This is a genomic window from Shinella sp. 838 (genome assembly GCF_029623935.1).
GTDB lineage: Bacteria > Pseudomonadota > Alphaproteobacteria > Rhizobiales > Rhizobiaceae > Shinella.
On sequence record NZ_JARSBQ010000015.1, the window covers coordinates 105870 to 122391 of the forward strand.

Genomic DNA, 16522 nt, shown 5'->3' on the forward strand with positions numbered 1-16522 from the left:
TCGTCAGCCCCCCAGATACGTTGCGAGGAGTTCGTCGCGGGCAAGCAGTTCAGCAGGTGGGCCCGACCACACAATCATACCGTCATCCAGAAGGTGGAGATGGTTTGCGAGGTCGGCGACGCGGGCCGGATTCTCCTCCACGAGCAGGATCGTGCGGCCGCCTCTGGAGAGTTCCGTTATCACGCCATAGATCTGCTCGATGATCAGGGGGGCGAGACCCAACGACGGTTCGTCGATCAGGAGGATCTGCCCGCCCATCATGAGGCCACGGCCGATGCCAACCATGCGCCGTTCTCCCCCCGAGAGGGACGATGCGATCTGGTCGCGCCTGTCCGAAAGCTTGGGCAGGAGTGTATAGACTTCGTCCAGCCGGCGATCGATTTCCGCCTTGGAGGGAGCGAGATAGGCCCCCATGAGCAGGTTTTCCAGGACGCTCATTTCAGGAAACAGCATGTCGCCCTGTGGAACGTGGGCCACACCGAGCGCGGCGATGGCATGCGGTTTGGCAAGCGTCGGTGCGCCATTGATGCGGACCGCGCCCGATGTCAGCGGCACGAGGCCGGAGATGGTCTTGAGCAGCGTCGATTTGCCGTGGCCGTTTGGCCCGACGACCGTGACGAAGTCGCCGGCGGCGACATCGAAGGATATGCCCTTCAGCACCTCCAGTCCGCCATAGCCGGAGACCACGTTGGAAAGACTGAGGACGGGCGGTTTCGTGAACGCACTCACGGCTGGACCTCGCCTTCGGAAAAATAGGTCTTGAGGCGCTTGCGCGTTCCCTCTCCGAGATAGGTTTCGACCACGACCGGGTCTTCAGCGACTGCTTGCGGCGGTCCTTCGAAGATTTTCTTGCCATGATGCATGATGAGGACACGGCTGGAGAGTGCGAGCAGGAAGCGCATGACGTGTTCGATGAGAACGACGGTCATGCCGTTCGCCTTCAGCCGTTCCACCAAACGGATGATGTGGTCGATCTCGCTTGTATTGAGCCCGCCGACCGGCTCGTCCAGAAAAAGCAATTTGGGTCTGGTTGCGATCGCACCGGCAATCATCAGCAGTTTGCGGTCGAGCACGGGAAGCTGCGCCACCGTCGCATCCGCCTTGTCCGCAAGACCAACGAAAGCCAGTGCTTTTTCCGTCTGGTCGCGTACGTCCCTGCCGAGCTTCAGCCCCGGCAGCGTCCTTCGGCTACGGCCGAAATAGGCGGCGACGTCGATGTTCTCGCGTACCGTCAGGCTGTCGAATGCCGCGTTGAGCTGGAATGTGCGCGCAATGCCATGCTGACATATCCTGTCGGCGCCAAGTCCCGAAATATCGTGGCCGTCGAAGACCATCCTTCCTTCGGTCGCTGGCGTTACGCCTGTCACCACGTCGAAAAAGGTGGTCTTGCCTGCGCCGTTCGGCCCGCCGATGCCGACGATCTCGCCACGGCTGACGGTCAGCGACATACCATCCACCGCCGAAAGCGAACCGTAGCGCTTCACGACGTTTTCGCATTCCAGCAAGATTGTCCCGCTGCTTTCCATCATCCCGCTCCTTCCGCCATCGGTATCGGCCACTTTCGCGGCCGATACACAGATTCAGCGCTGCACCTGCAGGAGCCTATTTGATCCAGGGTGGCAGGACGAACGCATCGGTGGCGTAGAGCGCCGGCGCGATGAGCTTGGGGTCGGTCGTGTGGTCCTGATGCTGCAGGAACTGATGCGGCATGCCCAGCGAAGGATCGGCCGTCTGCGTCGGGTAGCAGTAGGCCGACTGTCCGGCGGTATCGGCCCGATAGGTCCCGTTGACGCCGCGATAGACATTGCGTCGCATGACGGCCGCCACCTTGCCCACTTGCTCCTTGTTGAAGGGCTCGCCCGGACCGCCGGCAATGGCGGCGGCAATCGCCCACATCCACAGGCCGTCATAGGTCTGCGATCCCGTGATGTAGGCGGAGTTCGGGCCGAACTTCGCGCGATAGGACTCGCGGAAGGGCTTCGAGAATTCGTCCGGAAGGCAGCCGACGACCGTTGAATAGATGACGCCGTTGATGCTCTCGCCGCCGATCTCGCGAAAGGCGGGAAGCGACGGGCCGTATTGCATGTAGACGAGGCTGTTCGTGGGCTGGGAAAGGAACTGCACCATGAACTGCGCAAGATCCTGCGGCAGGAAGTGCGTCACGATGATGGCGGCCGGCGGGTCCTGCCGCAGCTTTGCCAGCGTGGGCCCCCACTGGTTGGTCGGGAACGGCACGGTTTCGAACAGGCTCACCTCGAAACCGTAGTCCTTGGCCTTGTCGCGGATCGCATTGGCGATCACGATGGAATACTCGTTGGCCGAGGGAATGATGGCGATCTTCTTGTTCGGCGCCGTCCACTTGCCACCTTCCGAAAGGGTCTTCAGGAAGTTCAGGCAGCCCGGTCCATACCAGAATTCCGGAGGGTCGCCCTGGAAGGAACCGTAATACCGCTCGGGATCGGTCTTGAACTTCTCGTTGTGCGAAATGAGCGTGTTGTAGTGCATCATGATGACGTCGTTGTCGGCTGCGACGTCCATTTCGATCATGTTGGTGCCGAGGTTGTAGCCATTGATGATCACCGGCGTGTTGAAGCGATCGACCAGCCGCTGCATGGATTGGGATACGAGGTCGGCGCCCATCTCCTTGGTGTCTTCGATGTGAATCTCGACGGGCCGGCCCAGAATGCCGCCGGCGGCGTTGATCTCCTCGGCGGCAAGGTCGAGCCCGTTCTTGAACTCGATGCCGTCCGCCGCTGCGATGCCTGACATCGGCAGCGCCGAGCCCACTGCAATCGGGGACGTATCCTGCGCCCGGACGGACCTGTTCATATCGGCAAGGAGCATGCCGCCGGCCGCACCGGCTCCCAAGGCTCCCTGAAGCATTGCACGTCTATTCATCATAACGGTTACCCCTTTTATAGTTGGTTGTGTTCGTCATGCGTGGTCGGTGCTTACCTGGAAAACATCACCTCCAGGCCGGCCGCGGCGGAAAGGACGGCAGCGTCTTCGCCGCGTGCTCCGATGATCTGGAAACCGACAGGCAGGCCGGCGGAGGTGAAGCCGCACGGTATGACGCAGGCCGGTTGCTGGCTCAGGTTGATGGGAAAGCTGAAACCGGCCCATTCCGTCCAGCGGCTGAAGGCGCTTCCCGCCGGCACTTCGAGCCCCGCGTCGAAGGCAGGCAATGCCGTCCCGGGCGAAACCACGAAATGGTATTCGGCAAGCAGGCGATCCATCGCTGCGCCGTATTCGCCGCGCCGGACCTGTGCGAGAACCAGTTCCGTCGAGCTATACGCCGCGCCGGCACGAGCGATTTCGAGAAAGCCTGGATCGATCAACCCACGTTCCGCCTCGGGGATCGAGGAAAGGCGCGCCGCAGCACCGGTGAACCAATGATGATGGAAGAGGTCCAGAAGGCCTTCCGCGGGCAGCGCAATCGGCTCCACGATAGCCCCCGCGGAGGACAATCTCGAGACCGCGGCATCGACCACCGCGGCGACCTCGGGATCGAGTGTCCCGCTGGCTGGTTTCGACCAGTATCCGATGCGTTTTCCGGCGAGGCTCGCAGCTTCTCCAGGCTCGAGGCTCGCCAGCTTGCCGACGCCCTGGGCCCAGTCGCGGATGTCCCTGCCGGACATCGCCCTTAGCATGGCTGCCGCGTCGAGGGCGCTTCGCGTCATTGGCCCCACATGGGCGACGGTGCCGAAGGCGCTTGCCGGATGGGCCGGAACCCGGCCGAAGGTCGGCTTATGGCCCACGATACCGGTAAAGGACGCAGGAATGCGGATCGAGCCGCCGCCGTCTGTTCCGAGATGAAAAACCCCCGCCCCGACGGCAGCGGCTACGGCTGCGCCACCGGATGATCCGCCGGGCGTTTTTTCCGTGTTCCACGGATTGCGCGTCACGCCGAAAAGTGCGCTGTCCGTGATGGCTTTCCAACCGAATTCCGGCGTGGTGGTCTGTGCGATGAAGATCGCGCCGGCCTTGCGCAAACGGGCCACGGACGGCGCGTCATCGCCATGGGGGCGTGCCGGTGTCGTGGTGCTGCCGTAGCGCACACTCCAGCCTTCGACCCACACGATATCCTTGAGCGTTGTCGGGATGCCATCGATATCCGAAAGGGGCGCACCCTTCGCCCAGCGCTTCTCGGCTGCGTCGGCGGCTGCAAGTGCACCATCATGATCGATGAATGTGAAGGCGTTGAGCGTGGCGTTCACGTTCTCGGCGCGTTCTATGGTTGCCCTGGCGACTTCGACCGGCGAAAGCGTGCGATTGCGATAGGCTGCCGCAAGCGCTGCGGCGTCCATACGGCATAGCTCGGCCGCCCCTTCGAGAGGGTTTTGAAAAGGCATTCTATCGTTCCCTTGATTTCGTATATCCCTGCATCTTGCGGCAGGTTTGTTCGTTGAGGGCAGAATGAACCTTTCCTTCGCACGCACAAAATGTATTCTTTCGCATAACTTCATACATTTTCTGGAGCATTCGGTTCGATGAACCTGACGATCCGGCAGCTGCGCTATGTCTGCGAAGTCGCAAGCCTCGGCAGTGTACAGGCTGCGTCAAAGGTCCTGCATATCTCGCAATCCTCCATTCTTGCGGCGATCACACTCGCCGAAGGGGAGATGGGAGCACGCATCTTCGAGCGGCGGCCGGCGCGCGGAGTTCAGGTCACGCCGGCCGGCGAGCGCTTCATCAGCGCGGCCCGGATCATGCTTTCGGCTGCGACGGAGTTCGACAGGGCAATCGGCGACCTCGCCGACCGTGTGCCGAAGGTCTTGCGCATCGGCTGTTTCGAACCGTTCGGTGCCCTGTTCATGCCGGAAATGCTGCGCATGTACATCGACAATGTCGGCGATGTCGAAATCGACCTTCTCGAAGGGGACCAGGTGCAGCTGCAAACTTGGCTGGGCGAGGGGCTGATCGATCTGGCCGTTCTCTACGATATCGGCACCATCACGACAGGGACGATGACACGGATTTGCAAGGTTCCGGCCCACGCCGTCCTGCACGTCGATGACCCGCTGGCGGCCAAGGATGCCGTCTGGCTATCGGAGATTGCGACGCGTCCATTCGTGTTGCTCGACATGCCCCAGACGGCGACATATCTGCTGACGCTGTTCGATATCCTGGCGAAGCGGCCGGATGTCCGCTTTCATACCCGCTCCTATGAAACGGTCCGTTCCGCGGTTGCGTCTGGTTTTGGTATGTCGATCCTCAACATGCGCCCTATAGGCCGGGCAACGTCGGACGGCCAGGGCATCGTGAGGCGCCCGATCCTCGACGAACTCCCGCCGCCATCGGTCATCGTCCTGGATCTCTATGGAAACGCGAAGCCTCTGTTCGTGCGGCTCTTCATCGAAATCATCCGCCGGTTTTTTCGCGAGGTCGGCCCGTCCGGGTTTTCCGTTTGCATTGAGAAGAGGCATTCCGCCTTGATCTTTGGCTGATAGCGGCGAACTGGACGATGGCCGCGGCATGCACCATCGGCAACTGTACAGGACCTGATCTGCGCTTGCAGAGATTGCCTGCATCGCCTCGGCAAGGATAGATCGAGGGGGTACTATACGATCTTAACTCAACTTTGTTTGGTCGTGTTTAACCCCCAGACGCGTGGCACCGTCAATACGTCGTCCTTCCGCCGGAGAGATCGAAGGTCGCGGCGGTTGTGAAGCTGTTCTCCTTGGAGAGCAGCCAGGCGACCATGGAGGCCGCCTCGTCGACGTCCAGGAAGCGGCCCCGCGGTATGCGCGAGCGCATATATTCGATGAACTCCGGCGTCAGCTGTTCGAGGATACGGGTCTGGGCGGTCGCCGGCGTGATGCAATTGACGGCGATGTCGTAGCCGGCAAGCTCCTTGCCGAGCGACTTGGTAAGGCCCATCACGGCAGCCTTCGAAGCCGAGTAGGCAGCGGCATTCGGATTGCCTTCCTTGCCGGCAACCGAGGCGATGTTGACGATACGGCCGTAGTTGCGTTCCTTCATGCCGGGCACAAGCGCCCGGTTGACGTAGAAGGTCCCATTGACGTTGATGTCGATTATCTTTTTCCACATGGCGATGTCGTAGATATGGAGCGGCGCTGCGGCCCCGGCAATGCCGGCGGAGTTGACGAGAAGCGAGGCGGGGGCTGCGATCTCTTCGGTGCGCGCCCGCGCGCCGTCGACCTGCTCCCAGTCGGAGATATCGACGATAACTGTTGTGGCGGCGCTGCCGAGGGTCTTGCGGGCCGAGGCCAGCAGAGCCTCATCGACATCCCAGAGCGTGACGGTGGCGCCCGATGCAACGATACGGCGTGCCATGGCAAAGCCAAGGCCCTGCGCGCCGCCTGTTACCACCGCATGCTGGCCTGACAAATCGATCCGGTTCATGGCTTTCCTCCGCTATCGGGCTCTTTTCTCCGGCACCGTTGTGCTGCCTTGATCTCCGCTATTATATTAGTGTAACAACGCAAGCAAGGGTGACCGGTGATTTTCGCGCGGTCTTGCGAGGAGGGTTTCATGCGGGCTGGCGAAGCGAGGACAGTTGGCAGGACAGGGCTTAAGGTGACGGCTCTCGGCATGGGTACGGCGGCCATGGGAGGGCTCTATGCGCCGGTTTCGGCGGATGCGTCTCTGGCGGCCCTCAAAGCGGCCTGGCAGGCCGGTATCCGTCATTTCGACAGTGCACCGATGTATGGTCTCGGTCGCGCCGAACATTTGCTCGGCCATTTTCTGCGGGAAAAGACGGACGCTGCCGCAACGTTCACGGTCAGCACCAAGGTCGGCCGGCTCATGGCGCGTGAAAGGCCGGGCCGCGATCTGCCGCCCGCGCCACCGAAAAACCCGCTCGATTCCGGCTGGCACAACGGCCTGCCGTTCAGAGAGGTCTTCGACTACTCCTACGATGCCATCATGCGCAGTTTCGATGACAGCGCCCAGCGCACGGGGCTTGAGCGGCTGGACCTCCTTTTCGTGCACGATATCGGCACCGTTACCCATGGCGTGGCGCAGGCCACCCACTGGATGGCGCTGACGAAGGGCGGGGGCTTTCGGGCGCTGGAGGAGCTGCGGGCAGCCGGCCTCATCCGTGGCTTCGGTCTCGGGGTCAACGAGGCCGATATCGTGCTGGACGCAATGAACGAGGCTGCGCTCGACTGCACGCTCTTGGCCGGCCGTCACACGCTGCTGGAGCAGAACGCGCTTACCCTGCTCGACAAGGCACAGGAGGTCGGCATGGGCATCATGATCGGCGGCGTCTTCAATTCGGGCATTCTTGCCGGCGGTCCCGGTGGCCATCGAAAGTTCAACTACCAGGACGTGCCCGAGGCTGTGGGGATACGGGTGAAAGCCCTCTCGGAGATCTGCGAGCGTTTCGGTGTGCCGCTCTCGGCGGCGGCCATTCAGTATCCGCTGCGCCATCCCGCCGTTACGACGGTGCTGATCGGTCCACGCGACGCAGAGCAGGTCCGACAAAACATCGGCTGGTTCGAGCAGGATGTACCGGGGGAGCTCTGGAAAGCCCTGCAGCACGAAGGTCTTGTTGCCTGATCGGGAAGGCTTTACGCCCTTTTTTGGAGGGGGCGTGTGTGCCTTACATCGTCGCACCGATGTTCCAGGGCACGAATTCGAGATCGCCATATCCGAGTTGCTCGGATTTCGTGAGTTCGCCGGATGCCGTGCGCAGGATGAGATCGAATATCTGCCGGCCCTTTTCCTCCAGCGAAACGCCGCTTAACACGTCGCCGCAGTCGATATCCATGTCTTCGATCATCTGCTCGTAGATGTGGGAGTTGGAGGCGAGCTTGATCGACGGCGTCGGTTTGCAGCCGAAGGCTGAGCCGCGGCCCGTGGTGAAGCAGAGGATGTTGGCCCCGCCCGCCACCTGCCCGGTCGCCGAGACCGGATCGTAGCCCGGCGTGTCCATGAAGACGAGGCCGGTCGTATCGACAGGATCGGCATATTCGAACACGGCGCGCAGGTTCGTCGAGCCACCCTTTGCCGCCGCGCCGAGTGATTTTTCAAGGATCGTCGTCAGGCCGCCGAGCTTGTTGCCGGGCGAGGGATTGTTGTTCATTTCCATATTGTGGCGGGCAGTGTAGTCCTCCCACCAATGGATCCTTTCGACGAGTTTCTCGCCGACTGCGCGGCTTTCTGCGCGCCGGGTCAAGAGATGCTCAGCGCCATAGATTTCCGGTGTTTCCGACAAGATGGCCGTGCCGCCTTGCTCGACAAGCAGGTCGACGGCCGCGCCGAGCGCCGGGTTTGCCGTAATGCCCGAATAGCCGTCCGATCCGCCGCATTGCAGTGCAAGAACCAATTCCGATGCGGGCGCAGCGGTTCGCTTGTGCGCGTTCACGGCCGGCAGCATCTCGTAGATCGCATGCACGCCCGCTTCCACCGTCTTGCGCGTGCCGCCGGCCTCCTGGATCGTCAGGGTGCGAAAGGTGATGTTTTCCTCGACGCCAAAGGTTTTCATCCAGCGCGGAATCTGGAAAACCTCGCAGCCAAGACCGACCATCAGCACGCCGCCCACATTCGGATTGGTCGCAAAACCCCATTGAGTCTTCTTGAGCATGTCATGGGCTTCGCCATTGACGTCCAGGCCACAGCCCGTGCCGTGCACGAGCGAGATGACGCCATCGATGTTCGGATAGTTCCTGAGCACACCCGATTTGTTGACTTCCTCGGCGATGAAGCGGGCAGCACTCGCCGAACAGTTCACGGATGTCAGGACGGCGACGTAGTTTCGCGTGCCGACCTTTCCATTGGCGCGGCGATAGCCGAGGAAGGTGGCTCGCGCCGCTTCCGGCAGCACATGTGTCTCCTTCAGGTTTTCGCCGAACATGTAGTTCCGCTCAAAGGAATCGACATAGACATTGTGTTCGTGAACCCAGTCGCCGGGTGCGATCGCATCCTTCGCAAAGCCGATGACCTGACCGTATTTGATGATCGGCTGATCCTTGCCGATCGCTGTCATCGCCATTTTGTGACCGCGGGGGATGCGGGTCGTTGCCACCACGCTCCCCGCAAGGTCGCCCGGATTGAACGGGTCGGTCACCAGGACGATGTTGTCGGCGGCGGAAAGCTGGATGAAACGGGCCATGATATGCTCGGGCGGGTGACGCAGGCGCGCTCCGCGATGGAGTTTGTGATATTTGAATACTAATATAATAGTAGCGATGCGGTCAAGCATGGCAATGCCCTGGGAGCTGCATCGAAACCTCGCGGTGCGAGATGGAGGGGATTTACGTTCCCGGGACGTCAGTCGTGATGGAAGACTTCGACCATGTCCGCCCACCACTCTCCGTCCTTGCGGGTGGCAAACGGCTGCTGCAGCGGATCGCAGATCTCCCACCATTTCTGCATGGCCGGCGAGCGTGCCATCTCGGCGGCATCCACCTTGAAGTCGGCGCCGTGATATTCCCAGTAGGCAAAGAGCAGATTTTCCGGCTCGCGCAGAAAGATCGAATAGTTGCGAATGTTGGCCACGCTGATGACTGCCAGCACCTCCGGCCAGACGGCTGCGTGCAGCGCCCTGTATTCGTCGATGACGTCAGGCTTTAGCCCGATGCACAGGCCCATGCGCTGCATGCTGCACTCCTTGAAGAGAGGTGAGGGCGGGGCGGCTGAACCCTTCAGCCGAATGCGTTGTTTGCGGCGGCAACTTCCAGCGTGTTGCGCAGGGACGTATTGAGGTGCTCGCGCATGGCGGTGGCCGCTGCCTCGCTGTCATGGCGCTGCAGCGCCTTCAGGATCGCCTGATGCTGCAAAATGGTCTGGTCGCCGTAGCCGGGCTTGGGAATGGCGAGGTAGCGGCCACGATCCATCTGCGCCTTGGAAATGTCGACTGCGCGCCAGAGCATGTGAAAGCCGTTCACTTCTGCGATGGTGCGATGAAAGATGTCATCGAGTTGGATGGCATCGCTGAAGCGGCCGCGGGCGATCGCCGTCTTGTGGGCGGCGATGTTGTCCTCCAATGCCTCTGCCTGGGCCGGGGTCAGTTTCTCGGCGGCGCGGCGCGCGCTTTCCATTTCCAGCGCATTGCGAATGACGTAGGCTTCCTCGATGTCGCGGATGCTGATGCGCGCGACGAAGGTGCCGGTCTGGGCGAAGACGTTGACGAGGCCCTCGTCGCTGATGCGCTTGACGGCTTCGCGCACGGGTGTTCGGGAGACGCCAAGCGACTGGGCGATCGCCATCTCGTTGATCGATTCCCCTGGTTTCATCTGGCCGCTGACGATCAAGCTGCGGACCTTGTGATAGATCTGGTCGCGCAGCGGAAGGGAGCGGTTGAGATTGGATGCGTCGATGTCCATGGCCACCGTGACTTGTGAGAACGATTGAAGCGATATTTCAGATTAGCAGCTTGCGAGCGAGGGGCGCCAGTCTCCGTGCAGGCATATCCTGTGGTCTGAATTCTTCCTGTCCTGTGTGTTGGTCTGCACGAATCCGCATTGCGGATGTGTTCATTATAATACTAGTGTTATGCACAAAAGCCAATATGGGCGCCCGAAGCAAGGGGAAGCAGGTTGATCATCGACGCGCATCATCATCTGTGGCGGGCGGATCGTGGTGACTATCACTGGATGTCGCCGGATGTGCCCGTACTGGCACGCGACTATCTCGCGGACGACCTCCGTCCCGTCCTGCGGCGCGCCGGTGTCGACCGGACCGTGCTCGTCCAGGCCGCGCAGACCGAGGCCGAGACGGATTTCCTGCTTTCTTTGGCGTCGGATGCGGATTTTGTTGCCGGCGTGGTCGGCTGGCTCGATTTCGAGGACGCGGCGTTTCCCGTCAAGCTTGAGGCGCTGATGCGCCGTCCGAAATTCGTCGGGTTGCGGCCCATGTTGCAGGACCACGCGGACGACGATTATATCCTTCGCCCGGCGGTTCTGGCCAATATCGGCCATTTGGCAGCCTCGGGTGCGGCGTTCGATATTCTCACGTTTCCCCGTCATCTGTCCCGGATCGCACGCATGCTCGATGCCGTGCCTGACCTGCGAGCCGTCATCGATCACCTGTCGAAACCACCTGTGGCGAGCGGCAGAATGGAGGGGTGGGCCGAGGATATCGCGCGGGTGGCTGTGCATCCCCACGTGCATTGCAAGGTCTCCGGCCTCGTTACCGAAGCGCGGCATGCGGACTGGGTGCCGACGGATCTCGCCCCCTATGTCCATCACGTCTTTCACGCCTTCGGTGCGGACAGGCTGGTGTTCGGCAGCGACTGGCCGGTCTGCCTTCTTGCCGCCTCCTATGCAGAGGTGCTGAACGCCGCGCGGGGCATCCTTGATCCGCTGCTCGATGCTGAAGGCATGGCCAAGGTGTTCGGTAGCAATGCGGTGAAATTCTACCGTCTCTGACCTCGCCATGGCGGGATGCCGTCGTTAGGGCGGCATGCCGGATGGATGCACAATATTGATTGGCCGAGGTCGCTTGTCACTACTGTTATATTAGTGTAATAGAACTTCGCCGGCTGGAGGAACGAGGCATCGCGAGCGATGCGAGCCGGGCTGGGGAGGGGTGAAATGCCGTCGGCCGCAAACGCACTGCACATGAGGGGGATCAGCAAGGTCTTCCCGGGCGTGAAGGCACTCTCCGGTGTTGATCTCGCCGTTCGCTTTGGAACCGTTCATGCCGTCGTCGGCGAGAACGGGGCCGGCAAATCGACCCTGATGAAGATCCTGAGCGGTGCCTATGCGCCGACAACCGGCACGATCGAAGTGGCGGGCGTGGAAGTGCGGATGAAGCGCCCGGCCGATGCCCAGAAGCTCGGTATCCGCATGGTGCACCAGGAATTGAACCTCGTGCCGGATCTTACGGTCGCCGAAAACATCTTTCTCGGCCGTATGCCGAAGCGGTTCGGCTTCTTCGACCGCGGCGGCATGGTGCGCCGCGCTGGCGCAGTCCTCGGTGAGCTCGGTGCGTCCATCGATCCGCAACAGCGGCTGGGCGACCTGACCATCAGCCAGCAGCAGCTGGTGGAAATCGCCAAGGCCCATGCCGCCGCGCCGCGCATTATCGTGCTCGACGAGCCGACCTCGAGCCTCAGCGAGCACGAGACGGCGGCGCTCTTCCGCATCCTGCGCAAGATGCGTGACGACGGCATTGCCATTATCTACATCAGCCACCGCCTCAAGGAAGTGCTTGAAATCGCCGATGAGGTGACGGTTCTTCGCGACGGCAGCATGAACGAGACGCGGCCCGCCAGCGGCATTACCGCCGCGCAGATGATCCGCCTCATGGTCGGCCGGGAGGTCAGCAACGTCTTCCCGAAAACACCGGCGGCTATCGGCAAAACTGTTCTGGCCGTGCGCGGCATCGGTGATGGCGACCGCTTCCATGACATCAGCTTCGATGTGCGCGCCGGCGAAATCCTTGGCCTTACGGGGCTTGTCGGCGCCGGGCGCACGGAAGTCGCGCGGGCCATTTTCGGTCTTGCGCCGTTCACCACGGGCACGGTCGAAATCGACGGCGTGCCGGTGAACATCGGCTCGCCGGCTGCAGCGGCCCGGGTCGGCATCGCCTATGTGCCTGAAGATCGCAAGGGCGACGGCATCGTGCCGGCCATGACCGTGCGGGAGAATATCAGCCTGCCGGTGCTGCGCCGTCTTGCCAATGGTTTTGGTCGTGTCCGCCGTGGCGACGAGCGCGAACTTGCCGGCACCTATGTCAAGAAGTTCTCCATCGTGCCGCCGGATGGCGAGCGTCGCATCGGCCTTCTCTCGGGCGGCAACCAGCAGAAGGCGGTCATCAGCCGTTGGCTCGCCACCGATCCGAAGGTGCTGATCCTCGACGAGCCGACGCGCGGTGTCGACGTCGGCGCCAAGGCGGAAATCCACGGCATCATCGGGCAGCTCGTCGCAAACGGTATGGCCGTCGTGATGATCTCCTCCGAGCTGCCGGAAATCATGGGCGTATGCGACCGCGTGGTCGTCATGCGTGACGGGCGGGCATCCATGCCGATCGCCCGCGAGGGCCTGAGCGAGGAGCGCATCATGGCGCTCGCGACGGGTGAGGAAAGTGCAGAAGGAGAGGCCGCATGACGGATGTCGCCGCCATGGGACAGACAACGAAGGTGGCCGATCGCTTCAGCCAGGGTAGCCGTGCGGTTGGGCTTCTTTCGCGCGGGGGCCTGTTGCTCGCCATCCTCGCCGTCATTGTTTACGGCACCATCGCCAATCCCGTCTTCTTCACGGCCGGCAACTTTGTGAACGTGCTGACTTCCATGTCCATCGTCGGCATCGTGGTCGTGGGCATGACCTTCGTGCTCGTCGTTGGTGGCATGGCGGACCTCTCGGTGCCTGCGACCATCGCCTGCGGTGCGATCCTGTCGCTCGCCCTCCAGCCCTATATCGGACCCGTTCCCGCCTTTGCCGTCGCGGTCCTGCTGGCGGGGCTCACCGGCCTCGTCAACGGCCTTCTCGTCGGCTATGTCGGTATCAATCCCATCATCGCGACACTCGGCATGGGCACGATCGTTCTCGGCTTCGTGCAGGCTGCCGTTGGCGGCGTCATCGTCTACGGCGCGGACCCGAGTTCGGCGGATTTCGTCAAGAGCCGCGTTCTCGGCGTACCCATGATTGCCATCATCTTCATCGCGATCGCCTTTCTCGGCAATTTCGTGCTGTCGCGCTCCTTTTGGGGGCGATGGACGATTGCGACGGGTGGCAACTACAGTGCGGCACAAGCGAGCGCCGTGCCGGTGCGTGCGGTTCGCGCCGGTGCTTTCGTCATCACCGCCTTTGCCGCAGGGTTCAGCGGGGGGCTGCTCGGCCTGACCTTGCAAAGTGCGCGCCCCTTCGTCGGCCAGGGTTACGAGTTTAGCGCCATTACCGCCGTCGTGGTAGGCGGTGTGTCGATCATGGGTGGTTTCGGCTCCATTCCGCGCGCGATGGCCGGTCTCGTCTTCGTGCAACTGCTCACCAATGTCATGGTCCTCCAGGGTGTGCGCACGCCGATACAGGGCTTTGTCCTCGGCCTCCTGATTGCCGGCGCCGTCGCGCTCGACATTGCATTGCGCAAGCGGGGGGTTGCCTGATGGCCATGCTCCTGCGCTATCGCGTCGCCGTCATCCTCTGTCTCACGCTCATCGTGGCAGCGCTCCTGGTGCCCGGTTTCGTCAGCCTCACGACGCTCAGCCTCGGCCTTGATCGCGGTTCGACCATCGGTCTCATCGCCATCGGTCTCACGGTTCTTCTGATCGCCGGCCAGATCGACCTTTCCGTCGGTTCGGTCTTCGCGGTTTCCGGTATCGTAGCGATCATGCTCCAGCCGGCGCTCGGGATGGGATGGGCTGCCGTTGCCGGTGCGCTGGCCGGCGCGGCTGCCGGCGCCGTCAACGGCTTCCTCGTCGTGGTGCTGCGCATCAATTCGTTGGTCGCGACGCTGGCCACTATGCTGGTCTTCCGCTCGGTCGCGCACTGGATGACGGCAAGCCAGCCGATCCCGGGCACCGACATCATGTTCTCGATCACGCTGAGCGAGATCTATCTGGAGGTCTTCACCGTCCGCAGCGGCCTGTTCCTGATCGCCATCCTCGCCCTGCACGTCTGGCTGACGCGCACGGTCGCCGGCCGCAACCTCTTTGCCGTCGGCTCCAATGCCCATTCGGCGGAGGCGAGCGGAATTTCGGCGGATCGCGTCATGGTCCTGTCTTTCGTCTTCGCGAGCACGCTTGCCGGCGTGGCCGGCGTGCTGCAGAGCCTTGCCACCAATACCGGCTCTCCCGTCTACGGTTCGGAACTGACCGTGGCTGTCATCGCGGCGGTCGTCGTCGGGGGGACGCGGCTGGAAGGCGGGCGTGGTTCGGCGCTCGGCACGCTCGGCGGTGTTCTCACCATCGCGGCACTGACGACGGCAATGGAGTTCCAGTCGGTCCCCGCCTACATGCAGCAGGTCGCCTCCGGGCTGATCCTGCTCCTGCTCGTCGTTCTCGACCGAACCGTTCGCAGCGGCCGGCGCAAGCCTGCCGCGAACGCTGCCCCCGCCTGATATTTTCCAATCGATGAAGGAGGAAAACATGATTGGTAAGACTGTAAGATTGCCGGCTGCCATTGCCGCCGCCCTGCTCGCTTCGACGGCTTTCGCCAGCGCCAAGACGGTCTGTTACGTCACGGCCGCCGATTCCCATGCCTATGCGACCCCGGCAAACGTGGCCCTCAACGAGCGTGCCAAGGAACTCGGCATCGAGATCCTGAGCCTCAGCCAGAACTTCGACGTGCAGACCGGTACCGAGCAGGTCAGCACCTGCATTGCGCGCAAGGCCGACGGCATCATTCTCTGGCCGCTCGACCCGCAGGCCTATATCCCGGCGCTCGCCCGCGCCAAGCAGGCGAACATTCCGGCGATCCTGATCAATTCGCCGATGGCGGAGCAGGCAAATGACTTCATCAAGTCCTTTACCGGTCCTGATGTCTATGAAGAAGGCAAGCTTGCTGCCGACTCGCTGAACGAGGCGATGAAGGGCGAGGGGGCTGTCGTCGTTATCGCCGGTCAGGCCGGCAATGGCACGACCATCGGCCGCGTCGGTGGTTTCGTCGATCGTCTCAAGGAGACCGGCAGCAAGATCGAGGTGCTGGAAACTGTTAATGCCGACTTCGACCAGCAGAAGGCGCTCGTCGCCAGCCGCGACCTGATCACCCGTTTCGGCGACAAGATCACCGGTGTCTACGCCAATGACGACACGATGGCGCGCGGCTTCATCGATGCCTGGAAGGAAGCGAATGCCGGCAAGCCGACGCCGCCGATCGTCGGCATCAACGGCCAGCGCGATGCCTTCGATTCCATCCGCTCGGGCGAGATGTATTCAACGATCGTCCAGTCGCCGGTCGAGGATGGCAAGCTCGCGATCAACACCATGGCCGAGATCCTCGACGGCAAGGAGGTCGGTGCACGCCTGCCGATTCCGCTTACCGTTGTCACCAAGGCCAATGTCGATTCTGTCGAGCCGGCTTTCTGATACACCGTTGTGAAGGCCTTCTGCCGCGCAGCGCCGGTGGCGCTGCGCGGCCTTTCCTGTTGTGCTACCGCGTCGACAATTGAAACCGCCCCGGCGTGCCGCGTCTCTATGCACAGACGGTAGGCCGGCATCTGTCATGCCACCACCGCAGAGCATTGCTCCAGCTAACCCGGGGGGGGGGGCGTGGAGCCCGGGGCTTCTGTGGTTGCCGCCCGTAATGCAAGAAGTTTCTGACCCATTAGGTGTGATCGAGTGCGGTCTTCTGTCAGGCCTTTAAATGCGGTACTTCGGAAGCCGCTGGCCGATATGGTGATCAGCGGATCAGGTCCAAATCTATTCAGCGAGCTGAAGGGCTCTATGCCCCGAACTGGTTTTCCTGATCCAGATCTGTTCGATCATTTTGCCCATATGGGGCGTCGACTTTCTCACACCTCCGTCACCGACGTTAAACTGCCTTACGCCACACCTTTGTCATGCAGCGGCAGTCTGTGCCGGATTTTGATAATCCTTGCCTGTTGTCAGCATGGCCCAGATCGCTCTGGCCATTTTGTTTGCAAGGGCGATGGCCACAAGCATTCTGGGTTTCCG

General features: G+C 62.1%; 15 protein-coding genes and 1 pseudogene. 7 read left to right on the forward strand and 9 right to left on the reverse strand.

Annotation, left to right across the window (positions count from 1 at the left end; all coding sequences use genetic code 11):
- Positions 1-3 precede the first annotated feature (3 nt).
- The 4 genes from P9A16_RS30250 to P9A16_RS30265 form a co-directional block, all read right to left on the reverse strand.
- The gene (locus tag P9A16_RS30250; RefSeq protein WP_278026297.1) at positions 4-729 is read right to left on the reverse strand and encodes an ABC transporter ATP-binding protein; all 726 of its coding nucleotides are present in this window, start codon (positions 727-729) and stop codon (positions 4-6) included.
- Complete coding sequence (locus P9A16_RS30255; RefSeq protein ID WP_278026298.1) at positions 726-1529, reverse strand: ABC transporter ATP-binding protein; 804 nt, start codon at positions 1527-1529, stop codon at positions 726-728. The genes P9A16_RS30250 and P9A16_RS30255 overlap by 4 nt, the downstream gene beginning before the upstream one ends.
- Positions 1530-1602: 73 nt before the next feature.
- Positions 1603-2901: an ABC transporter substrate-binding protein gene (locus tag P9A16_RS30260; RefSeq protein ID WP_023516454.1), complete on the reverse strand. Its 1299-nt coding sequence runs from the start codon at positions 2899-2901 to the stop codon at positions 1603-1605.
- A gap of 50 nt (positions 2902-2951) precedes the next feature.
- A complete protein-coding gene (locus P9A16_RS30265) occupies positions 2952-4352 on the reverse strand; it encodes an amidase (protein WP_130520077.1) in 1401 nt (466 codons plus the stop codon).
- Between the two features lie 138 nt (positions 4353-4490).
- Here P9A16_RS30265 and P9A16_RS30270 point away from each other — a divergent pair, with 138 nt between their 5' ends.
- Positions 4491-5447 (forward strand): LysR family transcriptional regulator, encoded by a 957-nt coding sequence (locus P9A16_RS30270; RefSeq protein ID WP_024270765.1) that lies wholly within the window; start codon positions 4491-4493, stop codon positions 5445-5447.
- 172 nt (positions 5448-5619) lie between these two features.
- On the opposite strand, the gene P9A16_RS30275 is transcribed toward P9A16_RS30270, so the two are convergent.
- Positions 5620-6366 (reverse strand): SDR family NAD(P)-dependent oxidoreductase, encoded by a 747-nt coding sequence (locus P9A16_RS30275; RefSeq protein ID WP_278026299.1) that lies wholly within the window; start codon positions 6364-6366, stop codon positions 5620-5622.
- 129 nt (positions 6367-6495) lie between these two features.
- On the opposite strand from P9A16_RS30275, the gene P9A16_RS30280 reads away from it, so the two are divergent.
- Positions 6496-7524, forward strand: coding sequence for an aldo/keto reductase (locus P9A16_RS30280; protein WP_130520081.1), 1029 nt, complete (start codon positions 6496-6498; stop codon positions 7522-7524).
- 43 nt (positions 7525-7567) lie between these two features.
- Here P9A16_RS30280 and P9A16_RS30285 read toward each other — a convergent pair whose 3' ends face one another.
- From P9A16_RS30285 to P9A16_RS30295, 3 genes are all read right to left on the reverse strand, one after another.
- The gene (locus tag P9A16_RS30285; RefSeq protein ID WP_130520083.1) at positions 7568-9079 is read right to left on the reverse strand and encodes a UxaA family hydrolase; all 1512 of its coding nucleotides are present in this window, start codon (positions 9077-9079) and stop codon (positions 7568-7570) included.
- 158 nt (positions 9080-9237) lie between these two features.
- Positions 9238-9567, reverse strand: coding sequence for an L-rhamnose mutarotase (locus P9A16_RS30290; protein WP_278026300.1), 330 nt, complete (start codon positions 9565-9567; stop codon positions 9238-9240).
- Positions 9568-9611: 44 nt separating this feature from the next.
- A complete protein-coding gene (locus P9A16_RS30295) occupies positions 9612-10292 on the reverse strand; it encodes a GntR family transcriptional regulator (RefSeq protein WP_130520085.1) in 681 nt (226 codons plus the stop codon).
- Positions 10293-10505: 213 nt separating this feature from the next.
- On the opposite strand from P9A16_RS30295, the gene P9A16_RS30300 reads away from it, so the two are divergent.
- From P9A16_RS30300 to P9A16_RS30320, 5 genes are all read left to right on the forward strand, one after another.
- On the forward strand, positions 10506-11336 hold the full coding sequence (locus P9A16_RS30300) for an amidohydrolase family protein (protein WP_130520087.1): 831 nt from the start codon (positions 10506-10508) through the stop codon (positions 11334-11336).
- 165 nt (positions 11337-11501) lie between these two features.
- Positions 11502-13019, forward strand: coding sequence for a sugar ABC transporter ATP-binding protein (locus P9A16_RS30305; RefSeq protein WP_278026301.1), 1518 nt, complete (start codon positions 11502-11504; stop codon positions 13017-13019).
- A complete protein-coding gene (locus P9A16_RS30310; RefSeq protein ID WP_023511928.1) occupies positions 13016-14014 on the forward strand; it encodes an ABC transporter permease in 999 nt (332 codons plus the stop codon). The genes P9A16_RS30305 and P9A16_RS30310 overlap by 4 nt, the downstream gene beginning before the upstream one ends.
- Positions 14014-14967, forward strand: coding sequence for an ABC transporter permease (locus P9A16_RS30315; RefSeq protein WP_130520089.1), 954 nt, complete (start codon positions 14014-14016; stop codon positions 14965-14967). The genes P9A16_RS30310 and P9A16_RS30315 overlap by 1 nt, the downstream gene beginning before the upstream one ends.
- A gap of 28 nt (positions 14968-14995) precedes the next feature.
- Positions 14996-15934 (forward strand): sugar ABC transporter substrate-binding protein, encoded by a 939-nt coding sequence (locus P9A16_RS30320; RefSeq protein WP_023511926.1) that lies wholly within the window; start codon positions 14996-14998, stop codon positions 15932-15934.
- Between the two features lie 471 nt (positions 15935-16405).
- Here the strand turns inward: P9A16_RS30320 and P9A16_RS30325 are convergent.
- Positions 16406-16522, reverse strand: a pseudogene (locus P9A16_RS30325) (IS110 family transposase); the annotation flags it as partial.

What these genes read in the sequence shown, in the direction of transcription:
- P9A16_RS30290 (WP_278026300.1), bottom strand. Translation starts at nt 9,567, where the DNA reads ATGCAGCGCATGGGCCTGTGCATCGGGCTAAAGCCTGACGTCATCGAC.
- P9A16_RS30280 (WP_130520081.1), top strand. Translation starts at nt 6,496, where the DNA reads ATGCGGGCTGGCGAAGCGAGGACAGTTGGCAGGACAGGGCTTAAGGTG.
- P9A16_RS30255 (WP_278026298.1), bottom strand. Translation starts at nt 1,529, where the DNA reads ATGATGGAAAGCAGCGGGACAATCTTGCTGGAATGCGAAAACGTCGTG.
- P9A16_RS30305 (WP_278026301.1), top strand. Translation starts at nt 11,502, where the DNA reads ATGCCGTCGGCCGCAAACGCACTGCACATGAGGGGGATCAGCAAGGTC.
- P9A16_RS30265 (WP_130520077.1), bottom strand. Translation starts at nt 4,352, where the DNA reads ATGCCTTTTCAAAACCCTCTCGAAGGGGCGGCCGAGCTATGCCGTATG.
- P9A16_RS30310 (WP_023511928.1), top strand. Translation starts at nt 13,016, where the DNA reads ATGACGGATGTCGCCGCCATGGGACAGACAACGAAGGTGGCCGATCGC.
- P9A16_RS30295 (WP_130520085.1), bottom strand. Translation starts at nt 10,292, where the DNA reads ATGGACATCGACGCATCCAATCTCAACCGCTCCCTTCCGCTGCGCGAC.
- P9A16_RS30275 (WP_278026299.1), bottom strand. Translation starts at nt 6,366, where the DNA reads ATGAACCGGATCGATTTGTCAGGCCAGCATGCGGTGGTAACAGGCGGC.
- P9A16_RS30260 (WP_023516454.1), bottom strand. Translation starts at nt 2,901, where the DNA reads ATGATGAATAGACGTGCAATGCTTCAGGGAGCCTTGGGAGCCGGTGCG.
- P9A16_RS30270 (WP_024270765.1), top strand. Translation starts at nt 4,491, where the DNA reads ATGAACCTGACGATCCGGCAGCTGCGCTATGTCTGCGAAGTCGCAAGC.
- P9A16_RS30315 (WP_130520089.1), top strand. Translation starts at nt 14,014, where the DNA reads ATGGCCATGCTCCTGCGCTATCGCGTCGCCGTCATCCTCTGTCTCACG.
- P9A16_RS30285 (WP_130520083.1), bottom strand. Translation starts at nt 9,079, where the DNA reads ATGGCCCGTTTCATCCAGCTTTCCGCCGCCGACAACATCGTCCTGGTG.
- P9A16_RS30320 (WP_023511926.1), top strand. Translation starts at nt 14,996, where the DNA reads ATGATTGGTAAGACTGTAAGATTGCCGGCTGCCATTGCCGCCGCCCTG.